The organism is Xanthomonas sp. F10 (assembly GCF_014206815.1).
Lineage (GTDB): Bacteria > Pseudomonadota > Gammaproteobacteria > Xanthomonadales > Xanthomonadaceae > Xanthomonas_A > Xanthomonas_A indica.
The window spans coordinates 300,734-325,451 of sequence record NZ_JACHNP010000004.1 but is presented as its reverse complement, the minus strand read 5'-3'; the positions used below and the strand labels follow the sequence as shown (position 1 = coordinate 325,451).

At 69.9% G+C, this 24,718-nt stretch carries 21 protein-coding genes; 11 read left to right on the top strand and 10 right to left on the bottom strand.

Annotation, left to right across the window (positions count from 1 at the left end):
- Positions 1 to 389 precede the first annotated feature (389 nt).
- The gene (gene tyrS / locus FHR56_RS20380; RefSeq protein ID WP_019797305.1) at positions 390 to 1,601 is read right to left on the bottom strand and encodes a tyrosine--tRNA ligase; all 1,212 of its coding nucleotides are present in this window, start codon (positions 1,599 to 1,601) and stop codon (positions 390 to 392) included.
- Between the two features lie 168 nt (positions 1,602 to 1,769).
- Between tyrS and FHR56_RS20375 the strand changes: the two genes are divergently transcribed.
- Both FHR56_RS20375 and FHR56_RS20370 read left to right on the top strand, forming a co-directional pair.
- Positions 1,770 to 3,224, top strand: a complete 1,455-nt coding sequence (locus FHR56_RS20375) for a peptidoglycan DD-metalloendopeptidase family protein (RefSeq protein WP_160946701.1) — start codon at positions 1,770 to 1,772, stop codon at positions 3,222 to 3,224.
- Between the two features lie 89 nt (positions 3,225 to 3,313).
- Entirely contained in the window at positions 3,314 to 4,444 is a 1,131-nt protein-coding gene (locus FHR56_RS20370; RefSeq protein ID WP_160946702.1) for an anhydro-N-acetylmuramic acid kinase, read from the top strand.
- Positions 4,445 to 4,465: 21 nt separating this feature from the next.
- Here FHR56_RS20370 and FHR56_RS20365 read toward each other — a convergent pair whose 3' ends face one another.
- From FHR56_RS20365 to FHR56_RS20355, 3 genes are all read right to left on the bottom strand, one after another.
- Positions 4,466 to 4,693, bottom strand: coding sequence for a hypothetical protein (locus FHR56_RS20365; protein ID WP_026143529.1), 228 nt, complete (start codon positions 4,691 to 4,693; stop codon positions 4,466 to 4,468).
- 65 nt (positions 4,694 to 4,758) lie between these two features.
- Positions 4,759 to 6,078, bottom strand: a complete 1,320-nt coding sequence (locus FHR56_RS20360) for an MFS transporter (RefSeq protein WP_160946703.1) — start codon at positions 6,076 to 6,078, stop codon at positions 4,759 to 4,761.
- Positions 6,075 to 6,875 (bottom strand): exodeoxyribonuclease III, encoded by an 801-nt coding sequence (locus FHR56_RS20355; protein ID WP_160946704.1) that lies wholly within the window; start codon positions 6,873 to 6,875, stop codon positions 6,075 to 6,077. Before FHR56_RS20355 ends, FHR56_RS20360 begins: the two co-directional genes overlap by 4 nt.
- 134 nt (positions 6,876 to 7,009) lie before the next feature.
- Here FHR56_RS20355 and pyrE point away from each other — a divergent pair, with 134 nt between their 5' ends.
- Together pyrE and FHR56_RS20345 are read left to right on the top strand one after the other, a co-directional pair.
- Positions 7,010 to 7,669 carry an orotate phosphoribosyltransferase gene (gene pyrE, locus FHR56_RS20350; RefSeq protein WP_160946705.1) on the top strand — a complete coding sequence of 220 codons (660 nt, stop codon included), beginning with the start codon at positions 7,010 to 7,012 and terminating at the stop codon, positions 7,667 to 7,669.
- An 18-nt stretch (positions 7,670 to 7,687) separates the two neighbouring features.
- Complete coding sequence (locus FHR56_RS20345; RefSeq protein WP_184502850.1) at positions 7,688 to 8,359, top strand: hypothetical protein; 672 nt, start codon at positions 7,688 to 7,690, stop codon at positions 8,357 to 8,359.
- Positions 8,360 to 8,408: 49 nt separating this feature from the next.
- On the opposite strand, the gene FHR56_RS20340 is transcribed toward FHR56_RS20345, so the two are convergent.
- The 3 genes from FHR56_RS20340 to coaBC are packed head-to-tail and all read right to left on the bottom strand — an operon-like array spanning position 8,409 to position 12,532.
- Entirely contained in the window at positions 8,409 to 10,751 is a 2,343-nt protein-coding gene (locus FHR56_RS20340; protein WP_160946706.1) for a phosphomannomutase/phosphoglucomutase, read from the bottom strand.
- 15 nt (positions 10,752 to 10,766) lie between these two features.
- On the bottom strand, positions 10,767 to 11,237 hold the full coding sequence (dut, locus tag FHR56_RS20335; RefSeq protein WP_017907877.1) for a dUTP diphosphatase: 471 nt from the start codon (positions 11,235 to 11,237) through the stop codon (positions 10,767 to 10,769).
- Positions 11,234 to 12,532, bottom strand: coding sequence for a bifunctional phosphopantothenoylcysteine decarboxylase/phosphopantothenate--cysteine ligase CoaBC (gene coaBC / locus FHR56_RS20330; RefSeq protein ID WP_184502849.1), 1,299 nt, complete (start codon positions 12,530 to 12,532; stop codon positions 11,234 to 11,236). The genes dut and coaBC overlap by 4 nt, the downstream gene beginning before the upstream one ends.
- Before the next feature lie 96 nt (positions 12,533 to 12,628).
- On the opposite strand from coaBC, the gene radC reads away from it, so the two are divergent.
- The 7 genes from radC to FHR56_RS20295 all read left to right on the top strand — a co-directional run bounded on the left by radC (position 12,629) and on the right by FHR56_RS20295 (position 23,343).
- Positions 12,629 to 13,303 (top strand): DNA repair protein RadC, encoded by a 675-nt coding sequence (gene radC, locus FHR56_RS20325; RefSeq protein WP_160946707.1) that lies wholly within the window; start codon positions 12,629 to 12,631, stop codon positions 13,301 to 13,303.
- A gap of 200 nt (positions 13,304 to 13,503) precedes the next feature.
- Positions 13,504 to 15,192, top strand: a complete 1,689-nt coding sequence (argS, locus tag FHR56_RS20320; protein WP_160946708.1) for an arginine--tRNA ligase — start codon at positions 13,504 to 13,506, stop codon at positions 15,190 to 15,192.
- Between the two features lie 15 nt (positions 15,193 to 15,207).
- On the top strand, positions 15,208 to 16,056 hold the full coding sequence (locus FHR56_RS20315; RefSeq protein WP_160946709.1) for an SPOR domain-containing protein: 849 nt from the start codon (positions 15,208 to 15,210) through the stop codon (positions 16,054 to 16,056).
- A gap of 542 nt (positions 16,057 to 16,598) precedes the next feature.
- On the top strand, positions 16,599 to 17,354 hold the full coding sequence (locus tag FHR56_RS20310) for an SDR family NAD(P)-dependent oxidoreductase (RefSeq protein ID WP_160946710.1): 756 nt from the start codon (positions 16,599 to 16,601) through the stop codon (positions 17,352 to 17,354).
- A 250-nt stretch (positions 17,355 to 17,604) separates the two neighbouring features.
- A complete protein-coding gene (locus tag FHR56_RS20305; protein WP_160946711.1) occupies positions 17,605 to 19,656 on the top strand; it encodes a TonB-dependent receptor in 2,052 nt (683 codons plus the stop codon).
- Between the two features lie 304 nt (positions 19,657 to 19,960).
- Entirely contained in the window at positions 19,961 to 22,015 is a 2,055-nt protein-coding gene (locus tag FHR56_RS20300; RefSeq protein WP_160946712.1) for a TonB-dependent receptor, read from the top strand.
- 320 nt (positions 22,016 to 22,335) lie between these two features.
- On the top strand, positions 22,336 to 23,343 hold the full coding sequence (locus FHR56_RS20295; RefSeq protein WP_160946713.1) for a pyridoxamine 5'-phosphate oxidase family protein: 1,008 nt from the start codon (positions 22,336 to 22,338) through the stop codon (positions 23,341 to 23,343).
- An 18-nt stretch (positions 23,344 to 23,361) separates the two neighbouring features.
- On the opposite strand, the gene FHR56_RS20290 is transcribed toward FHR56_RS20295, so the two are convergent.
- The 3 genes from FHR56_RS20290 to FHR56_RS20280 are packed head-to-tail and all read right to left on the bottom strand — an operon-like array spanning position 23,362 to position 24,661.
- A complete protein-coding gene (locus tag FHR56_RS20290) occupies positions 23,362 to 23,916 on the bottom strand; it encodes a DUF4865 family protein (protein ID WP_160946714.1) in 555 nt (184 codons plus the stop codon).
- A complete protein-coding gene (locus FHR56_RS20285; RefSeq protein WP_160946715.1) occupies positions 23,913 to 24,311 on the bottom strand; it encodes a tautomerase family protein in 399 nt (132 codons plus the stop codon). Before FHR56_RS20285 ends, FHR56_RS20290 begins: the two co-directional genes overlap by 4 nt.
- On the bottom strand, positions 24,311 to 24,661 hold the full coding sequence (locus FHR56_RS20280; RefSeq protein WP_160946716.1) for a carboxymuconolactone decarboxylase family protein: 351 nt from the start codon (positions 24,659 to 24,661) through the stop codon (positions 24,311 to 24,313). The genes FHR56_RS20285 and FHR56_RS20280 overlap by 1 nt, the downstream gene beginning before the upstream one ends.
- Positions 24,662 to 24,718: the final 57 nt, after the last annotated feature.

Below are 24,718 nucleotides of genomic sequence, written 5' to 3'. Positions count from 1 at the left end.
CTTGCCGTCAACACCTTTTTGATCAGGTGGTTGACGCCGCTTCTTCGTCCAAACCCGAAGGCTTTTCCTCGAAGCGAGCCGGCCATATTAGCCGACTTTTTCACTTCGTCAACACCTTTTTGAAGAGGTTTTGACGCCCCTGCCGCGTTGCCGTGAAGGCGTTGCGTCAGGGGAGGGAAAGTATGGCCCCAAATCGCCCGCTTGGGAAGAGGGCGTGAAAACTTTTTTCACTCTCCCGTCGCGGGGGCCCTGCCAGCCCCGCCGACCCTGCCTTTACGCCGCTCGGCACTGCTTGGCACCGCTCGCGTGGCGCGCCTCTCTATATAGAGTTGCAGCCCCCTGCCGGCCGCACCCACACCCGGTCCCTCGCCGGGCCTGGGCAACCGATCTCACGCTTCGACGAGTTGCACCCGGGCAAAGGTGCGCTTGCCGACCTGCAGGACACCCTCGAAACCAGGGGCGAAGCTCTGTTGCGGATCCTCGACCACCTCGCCAGCCACGCGCACCGCCCGCTCCTTCAGCTTGCGGGTGGCCTCGGAATTGCTGGCGGTCAGGCCTGCTGCGGTCAGCAGCGCGGCGATCCGCAGCCCCTCCGCCGGCACGGCGACCTGCTGCAGCGGCAAGGCGCTGGTGTCGCCCTGCCCGGTCACCACCGCATGCCAGCCGACGATGGCCTGCTCGGCGGCAGCCGCATCATGGAAGCGGGTGGTGAGTTCGCGCGCCAGGCGCAGCTTCACTTCGCGCGGGTGCAGCCCGCCGGCCTGCACTTGCTGCCGCAGCGCCTGCGCCTCGCTCATGCCGATCTCGAAGGACAGCAGTTCGATCCAACGCCACATCAGCTCGTCGCCGATCTTCATGGTTTTGGTGACGATGTCGATCGCCGGCTCGCTGATGCCGATGTAGTTGCCCAGCGACTTGGACATCTTGTTGACCCCGTCCAGGCCTTCGAGCAGCGGCATCGTCAGCACGATCTGCGCCGGCTGCCCGTAGTGCTCCTGCAGGCCGCGGCCCATCAGCAGGTTGAACTTCTGGTCGGTGCCGCCCAGTTCGACGTCGGCCTTCAGCGCCACCGAGTCGTAGCCCTGCACCAACGGGTACAGGAACTCATGGATGGCGATGGACTGCTGCGCGGCATAGCGCTTGGCGAAATCGTCGCGCTCGAGCATGCGCGCGACGGTGTGCTGGCCGGCCAGGCGGATCATGTCGGCCGCGCTCATCTGCCCGAACCACTCGGAGTTGAAGCGCACCTCGGTGCGCTCCCGGTCCAGCACCTTGAACACCTGCTCCTCGTAGGTGCGCGCATTGGCCAGCACGTCCTCGCGGGTCAGCGGCTTGCGGGTGACGTTCTTGCCGGTCGGGTCGCCGATCATCCCGGTGAAGTCGCCGATCAGGAAGATCACCTGGTGTCCCAGGTCCTGGAACTGGCGCATCTTGTTCAACAGCACGGTGTGGCCGATGTGCAGATCCGGCGCCGTGGGATCGAAGCCGGCCTTGACCCGCAGCGGGCGGCCGCTGCGCAGGCGGGCCTCCAGTTCTTCACGCTTGAGGATTTCATCGGCACCGCGGCCGATCAGGGCAAGGGACTCTTCGATCGTGGACAAAGCAGGAACTCCGGCGTGTGGCGTCAAGCAACGTGAATGGCGTTAAGAGCGAGTTAACCATGCAGCCAGGTGAAAATCCGAGCCAGCTCAATGGTTTGACGCGCTGTGGAACCATGTTTATGGTAGCCGAGTTTTGAGCTCGCGCTTCGGGCTCGTGAGGAAGCCTTGATGCCCAACAGTGATCAGGAACGCGCGCGCCGGCAGCGCTTCCAGCAACGCCTTCATGTTCTCCACGACACTGCGCTGCATCGCAAGTTGAAGGAACACCTTCCCGCCGGACGCTGGACGCGCCGCCACTGGATCCACGCCAGCCTGTTCGCCACCATCGGCGCGATGGTCGCCACCATCGTCCCGGGCTTCTCCAACGCCATCGACGTGCCGCTGCAGACCACGCAGGCGACGCTGGCGCTGCCGTTGCCGCCGATCTCGCTGGCGCAGCAACAGCAGGCCGCGATCACCGACAACTGGCAGGTAGTTCGGATCGAGTCCGGACAGACCCTGGGCTCGGTGTTCGAGAAGCTCGGCATCCCCGCCACGGTGATGCAGCGGGTGCTGGACCATCCGGGCACCCACGACGCGCTGACCAAGCTGCGCCCGGGCGCGGAAATCGGCTTCGACCTGGCGACGACGGGCGACCTGCGCGCCCTGCGCTTCGACCGCGATGCCACCCATCGGGTGGAACTGTCGCTGCTCGACGACGACATCAAGGAGAAGGTGATCGAGCGCGAGACCAGCACGCGCACCGTGGTCACCAGCGGCGAGATCACCAGCTCGCTGTACGTGGCCGCGCGCAAGGCCGGGCTGTCGCCGTCGGCGATCGCGACGATGACCGACGAGATCTTCAAGTACGACATCGACTTCGACAAGGACCTGCAGCCGGGCGACCGCTTCAGCGTGGTCATGGACGAGACCTGGCGCGAAGGCGAGCGCATCGATACCAGCAAGATCCTGGCGGCGACCTTCACCACCCGCGGCAAGACCTACAGCGGCTTCCGCTTCGAGCGCGGCGGCAAGCCGGCCGAGTATTTCGACGTGACCGGGCGGCCGCTGAAGAAGAGCTTCATCCGCATGCCGGTGTCCTATAGCCGCATCAGCTCCACCTTCGGCGCGCGCAAGCACCCGGTGCTGGGCACCATGCGCATGCACAAGGGCATCGACTACGCCGCGCCGACCGGCACCCCGATCATGGCCGCCGGCGATGCGCGGGTGCAGTTCGTCGGCACCCAGCGCGGCTACGGCAACGTGGTGATCCTGGACCACGGCAAGGGCTACAGCACGCTGTACGGGCACATGTCGCGCTTCGGCGGGATCAAGGCCGGCCAGCGCATCAACCAGGGCACGGTGATCGGCTATGTCGGCATGACCGGCATGGCCACCGGTCCGCACCTGCACTACGAATTCCGCGTGGACGGGGTGCAGCGCAATCCGGCCTCGGTGACGATGCCGCCGCCGACCCCGCTGGCGGGCGCCGAGCTGGCCGCATTCCGCGCGCAGACCTCGCCGGCGCTGGCACGCATCCAACGCGTGGAGAAGCTGATCTACGCCGATGCCGACGAGCCGGCGGCGAAGAAGAAGAAGGTCGTCGCCTCGTCCAAGGCCGCCGCCTCGCACGACGCCGGCTGAGCACCGGCGCCCGGTTCCGCCGCGCCGCGCATTGACGGGCGGCGGCACCTGGCCCACGCTGCGGCGCCGACCGCCGCCTGGTGCCTTGCATGTCCTCGCCCTCCGCCGTTCCCGACGACGCCCTGTTCCTGGGCCTGATGTCCGGCACCAGCGCCGACGGCATCGATGCCGCGCTGGTGCGCTTCGGCCACGATGGACACCCGCACCTGCAGCTGGGCCGCACCTATGCCTGGGCACCGCAGCAGCGCGCGGCGCTGATCGCCCTGGGCGAAGGCGGCGACATCACCTCACTGGACGCACTGGGACGACTCGATGCCGAGGTCGCGATCGCCTTCGCCGAGGCGGCGCTGCGCCTGCTCGACGACGCCGGCGTCGCGCCGGCCGCGGTCCGCGCGATCGGTTCGCACGGGCAGACCGTGCGCCATCGCCCGCTGGCCGACCCCGCCTTCACCTGGCAGCTCGGCGACGGCAACCGCATCGCCGAACTGACCGGCATCGCCACTGTCTGCGATTTCCGCCGCCGCGACGTCGCCGCCGGCGGCCATGGCGCGCCACTGATGCCGGCCTTCCATGCGGCGATGCTGGGGGCGGCGCACGAGGACCGGGCCGTGCTCAACCTCGGCGGCATCGGCAACCTGACCCTGTTGCCGGCGCACGGCGCCGTGCGCGGCTTCGACACCGGCCCGGCCAACGCACTGCTCGATGCCTGGTGTCAGCGCCATCAGGGCCAGCCCTACGATGCCGGCGGCGCGTTCGCCGCCAGTGGCGCGGTCGACGCCGATCTGCTGCAGCGCCTGCTGGCCGATGCCTGGTTCGCGCTGCCGCCGCCCAAGAGCACCGGGCGCGAGCAGTTCCACCTGCGCTGGCTGGAGGCCTGCCTGGAAACACCGGCGCCGGCGCCGGCCGCGGTGCAGGCGACGCTGCTGGAACTGACCACAGCGACGATCGCCGATGCGCTGCTGGCGCAGCAGCCGGCGACCCGGCAATTGCTGGTGTGCGGCGGCGGCGTGCACAACCCGCTGTTGCTGGCGCGGCTGCAGGCGCGCTTGCCGGGCGTGCAGGTGCTATCGACCCAGACGCAGGGCCTGGACCCGGACTTCATCGAAGCGATGGGATTTGCCTGGCTGGCGCGGCAGACCCTGGCCGGGCTGCCGGGCAACCTGCCGGCGGTCAGCGGCGCGCGCGGGCCGCGCATCCTCGGCGCGATCCATCCCGCCTGAGCAACGACGCCAGCGAGAAGGTCAGAAGCCGCTGCCGGCCGGCAGCGCGCGCAAGGCTGCGATCGCCTCCGACAGCGCATCCACTTCGCGGTGCTCGAAGCCGCTGCGCACGTCGTGCTCGCTGGAGAACAGGCCCTGCTCGATCAGCGCCAGCACCGCTTGGCGCTGGGTCCAGCCGCGCGCAACGGCGATGCGGCGGATGCGTTCGAGCAGGAACGGGTCGATATCGCGCAACACAAGGTCGCTCATGCGGACTCCCGGGCGGCGGCGCACCCGTGCGCCGCTGCCCATCATCCCTGCCTGGGGACGCCCTTTCAATCGCGGGACGACACCGCCTGTGGCGTCTGTTCGCGGATCCGCGGCCACAGCCAGGCCAGCAACAGCAGGGTCGGGATCACGGTGAAGGCGCTGAGCACGAAGAAGGTGCTGTAGGACGTGGCTTCGACGATGTAGCCGGAGACACCGCCGACGAACTTGCCCGGCAGGTTGGCCAGCGACACCAGCAGCGCGTACTGGGTGGCGGTGAAGTTGCGGTCGGTCAGCGAGGACATGAAGGCGACCAGCACGGTCCCGGCGAAGCCCTGGAAGAGGTTGTCGGCGCTGAGCGCGGCGTAGAACGACCAGAGCTGGCCGGGGTTGTGCGCCATCAGCAGGAACGCCAGGTTGGACAGCGCCACGCCCAGCGCGGCGACGAGCAACATGCGCCGGAAGCCGAAGGCGGCCACCGCCAGGCCACCGGCGAACGCCCCGGCGATCCCCATCCAGACCCCGAACAGCTTGGAGACGGTGGCGATGTCGGCCTTGTCGAAACCCGAGTCCAGGTAGAACGGGCCGGACATCACCCCGATCACCTGGTCGGGGAACTTGAACAGACCCACGAACAGCAACAGCGCCAACCCCAGCGCCAGGCCGTTGCTGGAAAAGAAGCTGGAGATCGGCTGCCAGAACGCGCCGACCATGTCGATCCTGCGCACCACCGTCGCCGCCGGCACCTCCGGCTCGCGGCACAGCAGGGTGGTGACGATCGGCAGCAGCATCAGCCCGGCCATGACCAGGTAGGCCAACGTCCAGTCGCCGTACTGCGCCAGATACAGCGCGCCGGCGCCGGACAGGATCAGGCCGATGCGGTAGCCGAAAGTGTAGGTGGCGGCGAGCGCGGCCTGCGCCGACAGCGGCGCGATCTCGATGCGGTAGGCGTCCACCACCGAGTCCTGGGTGGCGCCGGCGAACGAGGCGATCAGCACCCAAAGCACCAGCGTGCCCACGCTCAACTCCGGGCGGGTGAACGCCAGCGCCACCAGGCCGATGGCCACGCCCAGTTGCGCGACCAGCAGCCACGAGCGGCGCCGGCCGAGGAAGCCGAGCAGCGGGAAGCGGTAGCGGTCCAGCAGCGGCGCCCACAGGAACTTGAGCAGGTAGAAGAAGCTGGCCAGGCTGATCAGGCCGATGCTGCCCAGGTCCAGGCCGACGTCGCGCAGGCGCGTGGACAGGGTCTGCGAGGCGATCAGCAGGAACGGCAGCCCGCTGCCGAAGCCCAGCAGCGCCATGGTCGCCGCCGACGGCGTGGCGAAGGCGCGCTTGATCCCGGCCCAGCCCTTGTACGACACCGGCGCCGCGGAGGTGCCGCCGCTCATTCGCGGTAGTCCACCGTGAACGGCGCATGGTCGGAGAAGCGCTGCGCGGTGTAGATGGAACAGCCTTGCAGGCGCTCGCGCAGGGTCGGGGTGACGAACTGATAGTCGATGCGCCAACCGACGTCGTTGGCGCGCGCCGCACCGCGGTTGCTCCACCAGGTGTAGTCCTGGCCTTGCGGATGCAGCGCGCGGTAGGCATCCACCCAGCCGCGGCCGCTGGCCGGGTCGGCCTCCTCGGCACGGTCGGCGCACAGGCCGTTGAGCCAGTCGCGCTCGGCCGGCAGGCAGCCGGAATTCTTCTGGTTCGACTTCCAGTTCTTGATGTCCAGCGCCGAGCGCACGATGTTCCAGTCGCCGCACAGCACGTAGTCGCGGCCGCTGTGCAGCCACTCCACCAGGATCGGCCGCAGCCAGTCCATGACCTGGAACTTGTAGCCCTGGCGCAACTCGCCGGAAGACCCGGAAGGAATGTAGAAGGACACCACGCTCAGGTTGCCGAAGCGCGCCTCGATGTAGCGGCCTTCCTCGTCGAACTCCGGCCAGCCCAGCGCGGTCCGCACCTCGTCCGGCTCGCGCTTGCTGTAGATGGCCACGCCGCTGTAGCCCTTCTTGGTGCTGGCGTCGCGGAACCAGACCCGGTAACCGTCCGGCAGGAACGCCGGCCCGGCCAGCTGATGCTCCTGCGCCTTGGTCTCCTGCACGCACAGCACGTCCGCCTGCTGCGTGGCGAACCACTCGAAAAAGCCCTTGGTGGCGGCCGACCGCAGGCCGTTGGCGTTGAAGCTGATGATGCGCATGGGTGAGGAGCCGGGATTCGGGATTGGGGATGACGGGATTTGTGAAAGCATAGCCGGTCACGCCCATGCAGCGTCCGCGCTTGGGGTACGCTTTCACGAATCCCTAAGCCCCAATCCCCAATCCCGGCCTTCCAATGACCGACTACCGGCAACGTTTCCTGCAACTGGCCCTGGACGTGGAGGCGCTGCGCTTCGGCGAGTTCACGCTGAAGTCCGGGCGCCTGAGTCCGTATTTCTTCAACGCCGGGCGCTTCGACTCCGGTGCCAGCATGGCGCGGCTGGCGGCGTGCTATGCCGATGCCGCCGACGCCGCCGGGCTCGACTTCGACCTGTTGTTCGGCCCGGCCTACAAGGGCATTCCGCTGGCCACGGCGGTGGCCTGCGAGTACGCGCGGCGCGGGCGCGACCTGCCGCTGGCGTTCAATCGCAAGGAAGCCAAGGCGCACGGCGAAGGCGGCAGCCTGATCGGCGCGCCGCTGGCCGGCCGCCGGGTGCTGATCGTCGACGACGTGATCACCGCCGGCACCGCGATCCGCGAGGCGCTGGGCATCATCCGCGCCGCCGGCGGCGAGCCGGCCGCGATCCTGGTCGCGCTGGACCGCCAGGAGATCGCCACCGAGGACGACCGCCGCTCGGCGGCGCAGGCGGTGGCCGCCGAAGCCGGCGTTCCTGTGGTCTCGGTCGCGCATCTGGGCGACCTGCTTGCATTCATCGACGGAAACGCAGACCTTGTCGGCTTCCGCGAACCGCTGCTGGCCTACCGGGCCCGCTACGGTTGCGCTTCGTCTGGCTGACAGCAGGGGGCTGCCACGATGCCGATCCGACCACGCAATCGCGTCCTGCCGGCCGTGCTGGCGCTGCTGGCCTTGCCGGCCGCCGCGCAGCAGGCACCGGCACCGTCCAAGAAGCTGTATTGCTGGAACCAGGGCGGACAACGCACCTGCAGCGATGCGCTGCCGCCGGAAGCGGTGAACCAGGCCCGCGACGAGTTCAACGTCACCAGCGGCATGCGCAGCGCCGAGGTCGGACGCGCGTTGAACGCCGAGGAGCGCGCCGCGGCCGCGGCCGATGCCGCGCAGCAGCGCGCCGACCAGGCGGCGCTGGAGACGCGCAAGCGCACCGACCAGGCGATGCTGCTGTCGTACCAGACCGAGGACGAGCTGCGCCGGGTGTTCGCCGAGCGCATCGGCATCGTCGACAACAACATCCAGACCGCGCGCTACAACGTGGAGAGCCTGCGCCAGGGCCTGATCGGCCTGCTGTCCGGCGCCGGCGCGCGCGAGCTGACCGGGCAGAGCGTGCCGGCCAAGACCGCCGACGAGGTGCAGCAGCGGCATCGCGCCCTGCTGTGGCAGCTGCGCATGCAGAAGAACTTCGAGCAGCAGCGGCTGGGCCTGGATCAGGAAATCGAGGACGTGCTGCAGCGCTACCGCGCGGCCCGCGGCGTCGGCCCGGCAGCGGCCGCGACCACCGCCGGCGGCTGAGCCGCCGTACGGTCCGGCGCCCGGACCAGGCCAGGCGCGCGAAGCCGCCTCAGAATGTCGGCGTCAGCCCCGGCAGCACCGCCTGCAGCTGTGCGCGGAACAGCGCCTTGATCCGCTCCAGCGCCGCCGCGTTGTCGGCCTCGAAACGCAGCACCAGCACCGGCGTGGTGTTGGAGGCGCGCACCAGGCCCCAGCCGTCGGGGAAATCGGCGCGCAGGCCGTCGATGGTCAGCAGCCGCGCACCGGCGAACGGCGAGCCGTCCTGCTGCGCCCGGGCGGCCAGGTCGGCGACCAGCGCGTGCGCATCCTGCCCGTCCACCGGCAGCTTGATCTCCGGCGTGGCCACGCTGTCGGGCAACTCGGCCAGCACCTCCGACGGCGCTTCCTCGCGCTGGGCCAGGATCTCCAGCAATCGCGCCGCCGCGTACAGGCCGTCGTCGAACCCGTACCAGCGCTCCTTGAAGAAGAAGTGGCCGCTCATCTCGCCGGCCAGCTCGGCGTCGGTCTCGCGCATCTTCGCCTTGATCAGCGAGTGCCCGGTCTTCCAGACCAGCGGGCTGCCGCCGTTGCGCAGCACGTAGTCGGACAGCTTGCCGGTGCACTTGACGTCGTAGATCACCAGCGCGCCGGGGTTGCGTTGCAGCACGTCGGCGGCGAACAGCATCAGCAGGCGGTCCGGATAGATCACCGTGCCGTCCTTGGTGACCACGCCGAGGCGGTCGGCGTCGCCGTCGAAGGCCACGCCCAGGTCGGCGTCGAAGCGCCGCACGGTCTGCACCAGGTCCTCCAGGTTGCGCGGCTCGCTGGGGTCGGGATGGTGGTTGGGGAAGGTGCCGTCGACGTCGCAGTACAGCGGCACCACCTCGGCGCCGATCGCCTCCAGCAGCCGCGGCGCCAGCTCGCCGCCGACGCCGTTGCCGGCATCGGCCACGACCTTGAGCGGGCGGTCCAGCTGCACGTCGTCGGCGATGCGCTGGATGTAGTCGTCGCCGACGTCGCGCTGCTGCAGCCGGCCGGGTTCGTCGGCCACCGGCAGGCGGCCGGCACTGATCCGCGCGTGCAGGTCGGCGATGGCGGCGCCGGACAGGGTCTCGCCGCCGATCACGATCTTGAAGCCGTTGTAGTCGGCCGGGTTGTGGCTGCCGGTGACCGCCACGCAGCTGCCGGCGCGCAGGTGGTAGGCGGCGAAGTACACCACCGGGGTCGGCGCCAGGCCGATGTCGGTGACATGGCAGCCGGCGCGGCGCAGGCCTTCGATCAGCGCCGCCGACAGCTCCGGCCCGGACAGGCGGCCATCGCGGCCGACCACCACCTCGTTGAGCCCCTGTTCCTGCATCACCGCGCCGATCGCCTGGCCGATCAGTGCCGCGACCTGCGGGCTGAGGTCGCGGCCGACCACGCCGCGGATGTCGTAGGCGCGGAAGATCTCCGGCGCCACCGTGAACGCCGGCACCGGCTTGGCCGGCGCGGCCTCCTCGGCGGCGGACGGCGGCGGCGGCGGCGGCGGCAGCTCCTGGCGTTGCAGGCTCTGCTGCAGGGTGTGTTCTTCGGTGGCCGCCGCGCCGGCGCGGCGCGCCCGTGGCTGCGGCAGGCGCCCACGCGCGGCCAGCGACAGCAATGCGCCGAGCACCGCGCACAGGCCGGCGACCAGCAGGCAGGGCAGCGCGCCCAGCCCAAGCGGACCGGCTTCGGTATCCGGCAGCGAGGCGACCATGCGCAGGCCGCTGTCGCCGACCGGCCGCGACAGCGCGTCGGCGCGATCGTGCAGCGCAGCGTCGCCGGCGGCGATCACGTCGTAGCCGCCCTGGCGCAGGGCCAGATAACCGGTGCCCGGCACCGACGCCTGCGCGACCGGATCGGTCAGCAGCGCCAGCGGCAGGCGCAGGTAGACCACCCCGGCACTGCCGCCCAGCGACACCGGCGCGGCCAGGCCCAGCCGCGGGCCGCCGCCGTCGCGGATCACCGCGCTAGCCAGCTTGCCGGTCAGCAGGGCCTTCTCCAGTAGCGCCAGGCGGCCGTAGCCGAAGTGCGCCGCATCGGTATAGCCCGGCTCCAGATCGGCCGGCAGCACCTGCGCGTCCTCGGCCTGCGCCCAGTCCGCACGCAGGGCCTGGGCGGCAGCCGCGGCATCGCCGCGGCTCAGGGCCGCCTGCACGGCCGGCTGTTGCAGGCGCTCGGACAGGCGTTTGCCCACGCCCGCCAGCGCCTGCTGGGTCTGCGTCACCGCGGCATCGCGCGCCTGCTCCAGCGTGGCGGCGGCCTGCTCGGCGCGCCATTGCTCGACCCCGCTCCAGCCGAACCAGACCACCAACAGCACCAGCAGCACCGTCAGCAGAGGCGCCACCTTGCGCAAACCCTGCGGCACCGGCCGCGCTTGTGTTGCCTCGCTCATGCAGACGATCCCCTGTCAGCGCACTCCGGTATGGCCGAATCCACCCGTTCCCCTGGCGCTGTCGGCGAAAGTATCCACCACCTGCAGGGCGACGCGCACGACCGGCATCACCACCAGCTGCGCGATGCGGTCGCCGGGGGCGATGGTGAAGTCCTCGCGGCCGCGGTTCCAGACGCTGATGAGTAGCGGCCCCTGGTAGTCGGCATCGATCAGGCCGGTGCCGTTGCCGAGCACGATGCCGTGGCGGTGGCCCAGGCCCGAGCGCGGCAGCACCACCGCGCACAGCTGCGGATCGGCGATGTAGATGGACAGGCCGCTGGGGATCAGCGCGGTGTCGCCCGGCGCCAGGGTCAGCGGCGCCTCGGTGGCCGCGCGCAGGTCGAGCCCGGCGCTGGCTTCGGTGGCGTAGTCGGGCAGCGGCCAGCTGTCGCCGAAGCGGGGATCCAGCAGTTTCACCTGCAGCGGATAGGGCGTGGGAGTGCTCATGCGTGCAGCCTCTGCGCGATCAGGTCCAGCAGTTGTTCGGCCAGCTGCGTCTTGGAGACCGCCGGGAAGTCGCGTTCGCCATCCTGCCAATAGGCGGTGGCCGCGTTCTGGTCGCTCTCGAAGCCGTTGCCGGCCACCCCCACCCGGTTGGCCACGATCAGGTCCAGGTGCTTGTCGGCGAGTTTGCCACGGGCATAGCGCTCGATGTCGTGGGTCTCGGCGGCGAAGCCGACCACCAGCTTCAGCGCCTGGGTCTGCGCGGCGACCTCGGCCAGGATGTCCGGGGTGCGGGTCAACTCCAGGGTCAGGGTCTCGCCGCTCTTCTTGATCTTCTGCGCCGCCACCTGTTTTGGCGTGTAATCGGCGACCGCGGCGGTGCCGATGTAGATGTCCGCCGGCAGCGCGCCGAGCACCGCCTCGCGCATCTGCGCGGCCGAGCGCACGTCGATGCGCTGCACGCCGTCGGGCGTAGACAAATGCACCGGACCGCTGACCAGCACCACCTCGGCGCCCAGCCGGGCGGCGGCCGCGGCCAGCGCATACCCCATCTTGCCGCTGCTGCGGTTGCCCAGGTAGCGCACCGGATCCAGGTCTTCGTAGGTCGGGCCGGCGCTGATCACCATGCGCAGACCGCGCAGACCGCGCAGGACGCCAGTGCCAGTGCCGGTGCCAGACCGCGACGGAACGGCGGCGTTGGCGGCGGCGGCGGGCGGGGCAACCGACGCGGCGCCCTGGTCCGTGCGCCCAGCGAGCGCGGCGACGATCTGCTCGGGTTCGGCCAGGCGGCCGGGGCCGGACTCGCCTTCGGCCAGCGGGCCGTCGTTCGGGCCGACCACCTGCGCGCCGCGCCGGCGCAAGGTGGCGATGTTGGCCTGGGTGGCCGGATGCAGCCACATGCGGTGGTTCATCGCCGGGCATACGGTCAGCGGCGCGGTGCTGGCCAGGCACAGCGTGCCCACCAGGTCGTCGGCCAGCCCGTGCGCCAGGCGCGCCAGCAGGTCGGCGGTGGCCGGCGCCACCACGATCTGTTCGGCCCAGCGGGCCAGTTCCAGGTGGCCCATCGCCTGCTCGGCCCCGCTGTCCCACAGCGTGGTGCGGGTGAGATGACCCGACAGCGCCTGGAAGCTCAGCGGGGTGACGAACTGCTGCGCGCCGGCGGTCATCGCCACCTGCACCTCGGCGCCGGCGTCGCGCAGGCGCCGCACCAGTTCCAGCGCCTTGTAGGCGGCGATTCCCCCGCCGACGCACAACAGCACACGTCGCCCCTGCAGGGGCCTCTCGAAAATCGGGGTCACGTCGGGAATGTCCTACCCATACAAGGACGATTAGCTTACCCGATGGTTTTTGGCGGCCTGATACCGTTGCGCCATGTCGGCCGGCACCCTGGCGATATGCACATCTCCGACTGGCCCTGCGAAGAACGTCCCCGGGAAAAGCTGCTGGCACGCGGCCCCCGGGCCCTTTCCGACGCCGAACTGCTGGCGATCTTTCTCGGCTCCGGCCTGCCCGGCAGCGACGCGGTGCGCACCTCGCGCGACCTGCTGCAGCGGCACGGGCCGTTGCGCACGCTGCTGGACCGAACGCCCGGCGACCTGGTGCGCCTGCCCGGGCTGGGGCCGGCGCGCGCGTGCCAGCTGTCGGCGGCGCTGGAACTGGGCCAGCGCCACCTGGCCGCGGAACTGCAGCGTGGCGACACCCTCAGCAACCCGGTCAGCGCCGGCCGCTACTTCGCGCAACGCCTGCGGTCGCGGCCCTACGAGGTGTTCGCCGCGCTGTTCCTGGACACCCGGCACCGCTGGCTGGCCTTCGAGGAACTGTTCCAGGGCACCCTGGACGGCGCCGAGGTGCACCCGCGCGAGGTGGTGCGGCGTGCGCTCACGCTCAACGCCGCCGCGGTGATCATCGGCCACAACCACCCGTCCGGAAACCCGGAACCCTCGCCCGCCGACCGCGCGGTCACCCACCGACTGAAACAGGCGCTGGACCTGATCGACGTGCGCCTGCTCGACCATTTCATCGTCGGCGACGGCGTGCCGGTCTCGATGGCGTCGCGCGGCTGGGCCTGAGCCGCGGCGCGGGGCAGGCCTTGCCGGCCTGGCACGCGCGCCCGGCGGGCCAGCGGCGGCCACGGCCATGCCGCCGCGCAGCGGTCTGGCCGGCGTGGGCCTGCGGCCGCGTTACGGCTGAGGTCGGGCTGAACCCGGGACGGGCCGGGAGGCGGCGGGTCGGGTAAAATCGCCGGTTCCGCGCTTCAAGCAGAGATCTCGTGAAATCCCAACTCCGCGCCCTGATCGGTCAAGGCATCGAAGCCTTGCGCGCCAATGGCACCCTGCCGGCCGACACCCTGCCGCCGGACTTCGTGGTCGAGCGGCCCAAGACCCGCGAGCACGGCGACTTCGCCACCAATGCCGCGATGCTGCTGGCCAAGGCCGCGCGCACCAATCCGCGCGCCCTCGCCCAGCAACTGGTGGACGCGCTGCCGGCCAACGACGATGTCAGCAAGGTCGAGATCGCCGGCCCGGGCTTCATCAATTTCCACCTCGGCCCCGGCGCCTACCAACGCGAGGTGCTGACGGTGCTCAAGCAGGGCGAGGACTATGGCCACAGCCTGGTCGGCAACGGCCGCACCGTGGGCGTGGAGTACGTCTCGGCCAATCCGACCGGCCCGCTGCACGTCGGCCACGGCCGCGCCGCGGCCATCGGCGACTGCCTGGCGCGCCTGCTCGAGGCAAACGGCTGGAACGCCAAGCGCGAGTTCTACTACAACGACGGCGGCAACCAGATCGAGAACCTGGCGCGCTCGGTGCAGGCGCGCGCCCAGGGCAAGACCCCGGACAGCCCGGACTGGCCGGAGGAAGGCTATCGCGGCGACTACATCCAGGACGTGGCCGACGCCTACCTGGCCGGCGCCGCGGTGGACCTGGAAGGCCACGTGGTCACCGGCGCCAGGGATCCGCAGGATCTGGACGCGATCCGCCGCTTCGCCGTGGCCTATCTGCGCAACGAGCAGAACCACGACCTGGCCGCGTTCGGCGTGGATTTCGACATCTACTTCCTGGAAAGCTCGCTGTACCGCGACGGCAAGGTCGAAGAGGCGGTGCAGAAGCTGATCGCCTCCGGCCACACCTACGAGGACGGCGGCGCGCTGTGGCTGAAATCCACCGATTTCGGCGACGACAAGGACCGGGTGATGCGCAAGTCCGACGGCACCTACACCTACTTCGTGCCGGACGTGGCCTACCACCTGAGCAAGTGGCAGCGCGGCTATGTGCGCGCCATCACCGAGCTGGGTGCCGACCACCACGGCTCGCTGGCGCGGGTGCGCGCTGGCCTGCAGGCGATGGACCTGGGCATCCCCAAGGGATGGCCGGAATACGTGCTGCACCAGATGGTCACGGTGATGCGCGGCGGCGAGGAAGTGAAACTGTCCAAGCGCGCCGGCAGCTACCTGACCCTGCGCGACCTGATCGAGGAAGCCGGCCGCGACGCCACCCGCTGGTTCCTGATCGCGCGCAAGCCCGATTCCCAGCTCACCTTCGACATCGACCTGGCGCGCCAGCAGAGCAACGACAACCCGGTGTTCTACGTGCAGTACGCGCACGCCCGCGTGTGCAGCCTGCTGCGCCAGGCGCAGGAGAAGAAGCTGGACTACGACCAGGCCGACGGCCAGGCGCAACTGAACCGGCTGAACGACGCGACCTCGCTGGAACTGATGCAGGAACTCTCGCGCTACCCGGAAGTGGTGGAGAATGCGGGGCATGCGCTGGAGCCGCATCTGATCGCGCAGTACCTGCGCGAACTGGCCACGGCCTTCCACACCTGGTACCACGGCACCCCGGTGCTGGTGGACGACGCCGGCGAACGCAACGCCAAGCTGACCCTGGCGGTGGCGGCGCAGCAGGTCCTGGCGAACGGTCTGAATCTCCTGGGCGTCTCGGCCCCGGAAAAAATGTGAGTGGAGAAGCGGTAAATGGCAGCACGACGCGGTAAGACCCAGGCTCGACGCAACACCGGCAACGGCACGCCCGGGTGGGTGTGGCTGATCGCCGGCGCGGCGATCGCCGCGGTGGTGTTCCTCGGCGCGCCGGGCCTGTTCAAGAAGGATGGCGACTTCCTGCGCGTGGGCGGCCCGCGCGCCAATCCGGATGCGCAACCGGCACCGGTGGCCGATGCCGACGTCGATGCGGCGCCGGACCTGCCCAAGCCCGCCGCCCACGCAGCCGGCAGCACCAAGCCGGAGGCGAAGAAGGACGCGCAGACCCAGTACGACTTCTACACCCTGCTGCCCGGCAAGGAAGTGCAGATGTCCGACGCCGAACTGGCCGCCAGCGCGCGCGCCGAAGCGGCTCGCCAGGCCAAGGCGCAAGCCGCCGCGAGTGCGACTGCCGCCGCGACCGGCACCACGCCGGCAACGGCCACGGCCGCGCCGACGGCAACCGCAGCCAATCCGACGCCGCTGCCGGAAACGCCGAGCGTGGCAACCAGCACCGCGGCCACCCCGGCGGCGTCAAGGCCGACGGCGACCACGGCCACGCCGGCCGCAACCACCGCACCGGCCGCGGCAGCGGCGACCGCCGCGCCCGACAACGCGCGCTACATCCTGCAGGCCGGCTCGTTCGGCGCCTCCGGCGACGCCGAGTCGACCAAGGCCAAGCTGGCGATGCTGGGCCTGTCGGCGCGCGTGGAATCGGCGCAGATCAGCGGCAAGACCGTCTACCGCGTGCGCATGGGGCCCTACGGCACCGCCAGCGAACTGGCCGAGGCCAAGCAGAAGTTGAACGGCAGCGGGCTGTCGGCGATCGCGATCAAGGCGCAGTGAGGCTGGAATTCGGGAATCGGGATTGGGGATTCGGAGAAGCGGTCTTCGTACCGTTTTCGCCTTCGCGTGCATGCATGCGTTGTCGCCACTGACGTTGCGGCGCACCGACGCTGCTATGGCGATGCAGTTCATCGGCGGCCGCCTGCCGGCGGCTGCGATCAGTGCGCAATAGAGCCGGGAATCGCGAGTCGGGAATCGCGAGTCGGGAATCGAGAATGGGAGAAGCGGCATCCCTGCCGTTCTCACTTGCATGTGTGCGCAAGTGCCGCCGCCGGCGTTGATACCCGCCAATGCGGCATGACGCTGCAGCGGCACATCGGCGACGGGTGGGGAATCGGGAATGGGGAATGGGGAGGCGAGCGCCCCGTTCCGGGCGACGCGTAGGCTTGGCAAGACACTTTGTCTGCGAGCTGTCTCGCCGGCACCGACACGCAATCAAACGCTTGCGCTGACTCCCGCACGGGCACACGGCGACGTCGACGCCCTGCCACCGCATTTGCTTTTACCATTCCCGATTCCCCCTCCCGATTCCCGGCCCCACCATGACCCAGACTGCCCTGATCACCGGTGCCACTTCCGGTTTCGGCGCCGCCGCCGTGCGCCGCTTCGTCGACGCCGGCTGGCGCGTGATCGCCACCGGCCGCCGCGCCGAACGCCTGCAGCCGCTGCTGGACGCCTTCGGCGCCGAGCGCGTGCACATCGCCGCCTTCGACATCCGCGACACCGACGCCCTGGACGCGATGCTGGCGGCGCTGCCCGAGGCGTTCCGCGGCATCGACCTGCTGGTCAACAACGCCGGCCTGGCCCAGGGCACCGCGCCCGCGCAGGCCGCGCAACTGGACGACTGGCGCACGATGATCGACACCAACATCACCGCGCTGGTGACGCTGACCCATCGCCTGCTGCCGACGCTGATCCAGCGCCGTGGCGCGATCATCAACATCAGTTCGGTCGCCGCGCTGTATCCCTACCCCGGCGGCAATACCTACGGCGGCACCAAGGCCTTCGTCAGCCAGTTCTCGCTGGGCCTGCGCTCGGACCTGCACGGCACCGGCGTGCGCGTGACCGCGATCGAACCGGGCATGGCCGAGACCGAGTTCACCCTGGTCCGCACCCATGGCGACCAGAAGGCCTCGGACACGCTCTACCAGGGCGCGCAGCCGATGACCGCCGACGACATCGCCGAACAGATCTTCTGGGTGGCGACGCTGCCGCCGCATCTGAACATCAATCGGCTGGAAATCATGCCGGTGACGCAGTCCTTCGCCGGCTTCCAGGTCGCGCGGCAACCGGCCTGAGCGGCCGCGGGGTCGCGCGCGGCCCCGCCACCTCCCCTTTCCCACGCCCTCGCGGCGCAAATATCCCCTGCCGTCGCATGGCAGAGGCCGGCGCCGGTGCGCCGGCAGAGCGCCCATTCCGACACCCGCTTAACGAAATGATATAACATAACTTACATGGCGCCGCGCTCGTGGATCGGACCGCGCACCATCCGCTCGCCTGCAGCCCCCCGCTGCCGCCAGCCTCCATTCCCCTTCGCCCGCAGACACCATGAAGACCTATACCCACGCCCTCGCCGTGCTGGCCGGGCTCGCGGCCGGCGACGGCGCCGCGCAGACGTCGACCGACACCACCACCACGCTCGGCACCGTGGAAGCGCGGCGCCACAGCGCCGCTTCGCTGTCCACCCGCAACATCCTCAGCTCGGTCGACGTGCTCGGCAGCGAGCAGATCGGCGACAAGAACGTCATGAACAGCTGGGAGCTGCTCGGGCAGATGCCCGGCATGCAGCTCACCGAAACCCGGCAGGGCGCCGAGTCCGGCAAGGTCACCTTCCGCGCCTTCAATGGCGAGGGCTATCTCAACGGCATCAAGGTGCTGATCGACGGCGTGCCGAGCAACGTCAACAGCGGCAACCAGCGCTTCATCGACATGATCTTTCCGCTGGAGATCGCCTACATCGAGGTGGTCCGCGGCACCAACGATCCGCGCTACGGCCTGCACAACATCGGCGGCAATTTCAACATCGCCACGCGCCAGGGCGGCAACTACCAGGACCTGCGACTGAGCGGCGGCAGCTTCGCCACGCGCGAGCTGCAGTACGCCGCCGGCCATGAGGCCGATGGCCTGGCGCAGAACTACTTCGTCGGCGCGCAGGCCGCGCACGGCTATCGGCAGCACGACACCTCGCGCAAGTACACGCTCGGCGGCAAATGGTTCTACGGCGAAGACGACGATGCCGCACGCATCGGCCTGATCGCCCGCATTTACCACCACGAGGCGGACGAACCGGGTTTCCTCACCGCCGCGCAACTGGCCGAGGACCGCGCGCAATCGCCACCGAAGAACGCCAACGACGGCGACGACCGCGACATGCGCCAGGCCAGCGTGCACGCCGACTTCAGGCTCGGCGACGGCCTGCAGCTGCGCAACACGTTGTACTTCAATCGCTATGAGGACGACCGCCGCGTCACCTTCACCGACTACCCGATCGGCAACGCGCCGCGGCAGCGCCGGCAATGGGACGAAACCCAGACCGGGCTGCTCAGCACCGTCGCCTGGCAGGCCAGCGATCTGCTGAGCGTGGAAGCCGGCTTCAACGCCGAGCACCAGGACAATCGCTACCGGCGCGCGCGCTATGCCTACGGCGTGCCGACCGATTTCGACCGCGCGCCGGCACGCGTGCAGAACGACGATCGCTACAGCCTGGACAACCTCGGTCTGTACCTGCAGGCGGTGCTGCAGCCGACCGACGCGCTGAAGATCGTGCCGGCGTTCCGCGCCGACCGTTTCTCCGGCGAGACCGCGCTGCCCGGCGGCATCCATGCGCCGCTGCAACGCTACGGCTGGATCGACCAACCCAAGCTCAGCGTGATCTACGCACTGACGCCGCAGCTGAGCGTGTATGCGAACTGGGGACGCACCTTCCAGATCCTCACCGGCTCCACCGCGCCGGCCTATCTCACCCCGGGCCAGCCGGCGTTCCGGCCCTCGATCAATACCGGCAAGGAACTGGGCTTGAAACTGCAGCCGGTGGCCGGCACCGAGGCGCGCGTGGCGGTATGGCGCCAGGACGCCACCGACGAAGTGGCCAACATGCCCAGCACCGGCACCACGGTCGGACTCGGCCAGACCCGCCGGCAAGGCGTGGACCTGCAACTGAGCACGCAACTGGGCGAGCGCTGGACCGCGTGGCTCTCGCACGCGGTGCAGGAAGCCAAGGTGGTCAGCGCCTACACCGCCGCCGGCGAATCGCTGCGTGGACGCGAGGTGTTCTCCACGCCGCGCTACATCAGCAACGCCGGCCTCGACTACCGGCCCGACGCGCGCTGGACATTCGGCGTGCAGGCGCGCGCGCAGGGCGACTACTACATCGACGAGCGCAATGCGCGGGGCAAGTACGGCGGCTTCCGCGTGGTCGATGCCAGCGTGCGCTACCAGCTCACCTCGCGCAGCAGCCTCGGCCTGCAGGTCAAGAACCTCACCGACGCCCGCTATGCCTACGTGTGGTACGACAACTTCTTCTGGGGCGGCAACGACCAGCCGATGTTCTCGCCGGCGCCCGGACGCTCGGCCTACCTGAGCGTCGAAGTGCGGCTGTAGGGCAACGCCAACGACCTGCTTCCGCTACTCCACGCCGGAGGCGGGTTGCCTTGTGGGAGCGGCGTCTGCCGCGCCGGGTTTACCAGGATCACCACGTCGCGGCTGAAGCCGCTCCTACAAGGCGTTTCCCCTCGTGACTGGGAGACCTATCGTCGTCGCGGCTGGCGGACGGCCGCACTTCCCCCGCCACATCGTTTAACATTGCCTTCACGGAGCGACGGACGCCCAGCGTCCCGAACAAGCAAGCCCCGCAACCTCGCCGTTGCCGCCAGCCCTCCGCTGTCCCCACTTGCTTGCAGGCCCCATGAAGATCGATTCCCTCGCCCTGGCCGTCCTGGCCGGACTTGCCGCCGGCCATGCCGGCGCGCAGACCCTGACCTCCGAGACCACCACCACCCTGGGCACCGTGGAGGCGCGGCGCGAGACCGCGGCTTCGCTGTCCGCCCGCAACATCCTCAGCTCGGTCGACGTGCTCGGCAGCGAGCAGATCGGCGACAAGCAGGTCATGAACGGCTGGGAATTGCTGGGCATGATGCCCGGCGTGCAGCTCACCGAGATCCGCCAGGGCGCCGAAACCGGCAAGGCCACCTTCCGCGCCTTCAACGGCGAGGGCTACCTCAACGGCATCAAGCTCCTGATCGATGGCGTGCCGAGCGATGCCAACAGCGGCAACCAGCGCTTCACCGACATGATCTTCCCGCTGGAGATCGCTTACATCGAAGTCGTGCGCGGCACCAACGACCCGCGCTACGGCCTGCACAACATCGGCGGCAACCTCAACATCGCCACGCGCCAGGGCGGCGACTACCAGGACCTGCGGCTGAGCTACGGCAGCTTCGCCACGCGCGAGTTGCAGTATGCCGTCGGCCACGAGGCCGGCGGCCTGGCACAGAACTATTTCGTCGGCGCGCAGGCCACGCAGGGCGAACGCGCGCACGACAGCGCGCGCAAGTACACCCTCGGCGGCAAGTGGTTCTACGGCGAGGACGACGACACCGCGCGCATCGGCCTGATCGCCCGCGCCTACCATCTCGCCGCCGATGCGCCCGGCTTCCTCACCGCCGCGCAACTGGCCGAGGACCGCGAGCAGTCGCCGCCGCAGAATGCCAACGACGGCGGCGAGCGCATCCTGCGCCAGGCCAGCGTGCACGCCGACCTGAAGCTCGGCGAGGGCCTGCAGCTGCGCAACACGCTGTACGTCAATCGCTACGACGAAGAACGCCGGGTCACCTTTACCAGTTACCCGGTCGGCAACGCGCCGCGGCAGCGCCGGCAATGGGGCGAAACCCAGACCGGTCTGCTCAGCACCGTCACCTGGCAGGCCAGCGACCTGCTGAGCGTGGAAGCCGGCCTCAACGCCGAGCATCAGGACAACCGCTATCGCCGCTATCGCTACGCCTACGCGGTGCCGACCGATTTCTGGAGCGTGCCGGTGCGCGTGCAGAACGACGACCGCTACACGCTCGACAACCTCGGCCTGTACCTGCAGGCGGTGCTGCAGCCCACCGACGCGTTGAAGATCGTGCCGGCGTTCCGCGTCGACCGCTTCTCCGGCGACACCATGCTGCCGGGCGGCGTGCACGCACCACTGCAACGCTATGGCTGGATCGACCAGCCCAAGCTCAGCGTGATCTATGCGTTGACCCCGCAGCTGAGCGTGTACGCCAACTGGGGCCGCACCTTCCAGATCCTTACCGGCTCCACCGCGCCGGCGTACCTGACGCCGGGCCAGCCCGGCGTGCGGCCATCGATCAACACCGGCAAGGAGCTGGGCCTGAAGCTGCAGCCGGCGGCAGGCACCGAAGCCCGCGTGGCGGTGTGGCGGCAGGACGCCACCGACGAGGTCGCCAACAACGTCAGCTCCGGCACCACGGTGGGCCTGGGCCAGACCCGGCGCCAGGGCGTGGACCTGCAACTGCGTACGCAACTGGGCGAACACTGGACGCTGTGGCTGTCGCAGGCGCTGCAGGAGGCCAAGGTGGTCAGCGCCTACAACGCTTCGGGCGAATCCCTGCGCGGGCGCGAAGTGTTCTCGGTGCCGCGCTACATCAGCAACGCCGGCGTCGATTACCGACCCGATGCGCGCTGGACGGTCGGCGTGCAGGCGCGCGCACAAGGCGACTACTACATCGACGAGCGCAACACGCAGGGCAAGTACGGCGGCTTCCGCGTGGTCGACGCCAGCGTGCGCTACCAGCTCAGCCCGCGCGTCAGCCTCGACCTGCAGGTCAAGAATCTCACCGACACCCGCTACGCCTACGTCTGGTACGACAGTTTCTTCTGGGGTGGCAACAACCAGCCGATGTTCTCGCCAGCGCCCGGGCGCTCGGCCTATCTCGGGTTCGAACTGCGGCTGTAGCGCGGCTCGCATCACCTGCATCCGCCACGGCGTGCTGCGTAGGCGCAGCTTCAGCCGCGACGGCTTCACCCGGAACGCCCATCGCGGCTGAAGCCGCTCCTACAGGACACGTCCCCGGGGAGATGTGAGGTGTCCTGTCGCGGTCTTGCCTGGACAAGGACGACCGTAAGGTCGCTGGACGCGGCGTCAGCCACGCTGTGGTACGTTTCCAGACGTCGCCAGCCTTCGCGCAAGCCTCCCGCTCGTTCACAGGAGTGCTTTGCGATGCTCTCTCCCGCTCCGCTCGACCGCGTGGTGTTCCGCTTCCCGGAGACGCCGCGATGACCGACTTCGTCACCGACGCAGCGCAGCTGCAGGACTGCGTGGGCCGCCTGCCCGGCCCGCGCGACATGAAGGTGATCGACCATCTGGACGCGCACGCGCTGCGCTGGCTGGCCGCCAGCCCGCTGCTGTTCGCCGGCGTCGCCGGCCAGCGCCTGGCGTTGAGCGCAGGCAGTGGCGCGCCCGGCTTCGCGCGCGCCGACACTCCGCACCTGCTGTCGATCCCGCTGCAGGCGCTGGACACGGCGCATCCGCAGGTCGGCGTCGGCTTCGGGTCGCTGTTCCTGGTGCCCGGTTTGGGCGAGACCCTGCGGATCAATGGGCGCATCGCCGGCGACGACGGCACGCGCCTGTTCGTCGCCGTCGAGGAGTGCTATCTGCACTGTGCCAAGGCCCTGCTCCGTGCCGACTGGTGGCGTGCCGAGACACCGACCGACGCCACGCCAGCGGAAACGGTGGCGGGATTTCTCGCCAGCTGCCGGCTGCTGGTGCTGGCCACCGCCGATGCCGAGGGCCGCGTCGATGTCAGCCCGCGCGGCGATCGCGCCGGAGCCTTGCTGCAGGCGCATCGCGACGCCTGGTGGTTCGCCGACCGACCGGGCAATCGGCGCGTCGACAGCCTGGGCAATCTGCTGGCGCGGCCGCAGATCGCCCTGCTCGCGCTGCGCCCGGGCAGCGCGCGCTGCGTGCGCATCGAAGGGCTGGCCCGCCCCAGCCCCGATGCGGCGATCCGCAGTGCCCTCGCCGTCGATGGACGCGTTCCGCATCTGGCGGTGCGGGTGCTGCCGGCGCTCCTCGAAGAGACGCGCAGCCCCGCGCTGGGCCGCTTCGACGCCTGGCCGCCCGCCGCCATCGCGCACGACCTGGACCCGCCGGCGATCTTCCGCGACCACGTCCGGCTCAGCGGCGCGCGCGGCACCCAGGCCACGCTGATGCGCGCGGCGGTCTCGGTGCCCGGCGTGCTCCGCAAAGGGCTGCAGGCCGACTACAAGAAGAACATGTACTGAGCGCGCGACGCCGCCGGCTCACCCGGCTGCGTCGATCACGCCAGGGGCGCTGAGGTGATGTACCGCATAGCGCTGCGCCGCGTCGTCCGCCGGCGGCAGATCGCGCCACAGCTGGAGACGCAACCGCGTCCATCCCTGCGGTTCATGGCCGCGCACCATGGCCAGCACGCGCGCGTCAGGCGCATGCACGTCGTCGGAGTCGCTGCCCGCGGCTCGCGACGGTGCCTGAAGCGCGCGGGTGGCATAGCGCGCCGTGCGCAGCGCCGCCGACGTCCATGCCGTCCCGACCATCCACGACTGCACCGCCGGTCGACCGAACGCCTCGCATAGCGCGGCGAAGGCGGGACCGACGAGGAACGCGTGCATCGCCGCCGCATCGCGCCACAGATAGAACGGCGCGTACAGGTTCTGCCCGCCTGGCAGGACCGGATCGGCGCGATCGGCGACCAGGTAGGCCTTGAACTGCAACCCCGGCAGCGTATCGAGCAACGGCCCCTTGTCGACGATGCGGCGGCGGATGATCGCCATGTCGTAGTCCGCCGGCAACGCGATGCTGTACTGCATGGCGATCATGCCGGCGCTCCGCTGGCCGCGATGCCGGCGCGGCCGCCGCCGAAGGACCAGTCCTGCGCGTCGGTGGTGAGGATGGTGACCATCACGTCCTCCGGCGCGATCCCCGGCGCGATCGCCAGCAGTTCGACCAGGCGCCGGTAGAACGCCTGCTTGCAGGCGGCGCTGCGTTGGCGGCCGGCGGTGATGGCGATCAGCACGAAGCCCTCCGAGCGCGGCCCGCCCAGGTAGTGACGGTCGAACACCAGTTCGTCCGGGTCGTGCTGGTGGATGACCTGGAAGCAGTCGCCGGCCGGCACCTCGAACGCCTCGTGCATGGCCTGGTAGAGGCTGGCCGACAGCGCGCGCAGGTATTCGGGCGGGTTGCCGCGCAGCAGCGAGATGCGGGCGTACGGCATCAGCGTGCCTCCGTCGTGTCCGGGCGCGCCGCGGCAGCGGCACGCAGCAACGGCAGCGCCGACGCCGCACACGGCCAACCGGCGTAGAAGGCCAGGTGGGTGATGGCTTCGGCCAACGCCTCGCGGTCCAGGCCGTTGTCCAGCGCGCGCCCCAGGTGAAACGGCAGTTGCTCCAGCCGATACAGCGCAACCAGCGCGGCCACCGTGACCAGGCTGCGTTCGCGCGGCGGCAGGCCCGGGCGCTGCCACACCTCGTCGAACAGCACCTCGTCGGTCAGCCGGGCAAAGGCCGGCGCAATGTCACCGAACGCGGCATGCGGGGAGGGAAACGGCGTGGATGGGTCGGACATCGGGCAGGCCTCGCATGGGAACGGGCACAGCCTAGTCGCGCAGGATCTTCCGAAAAA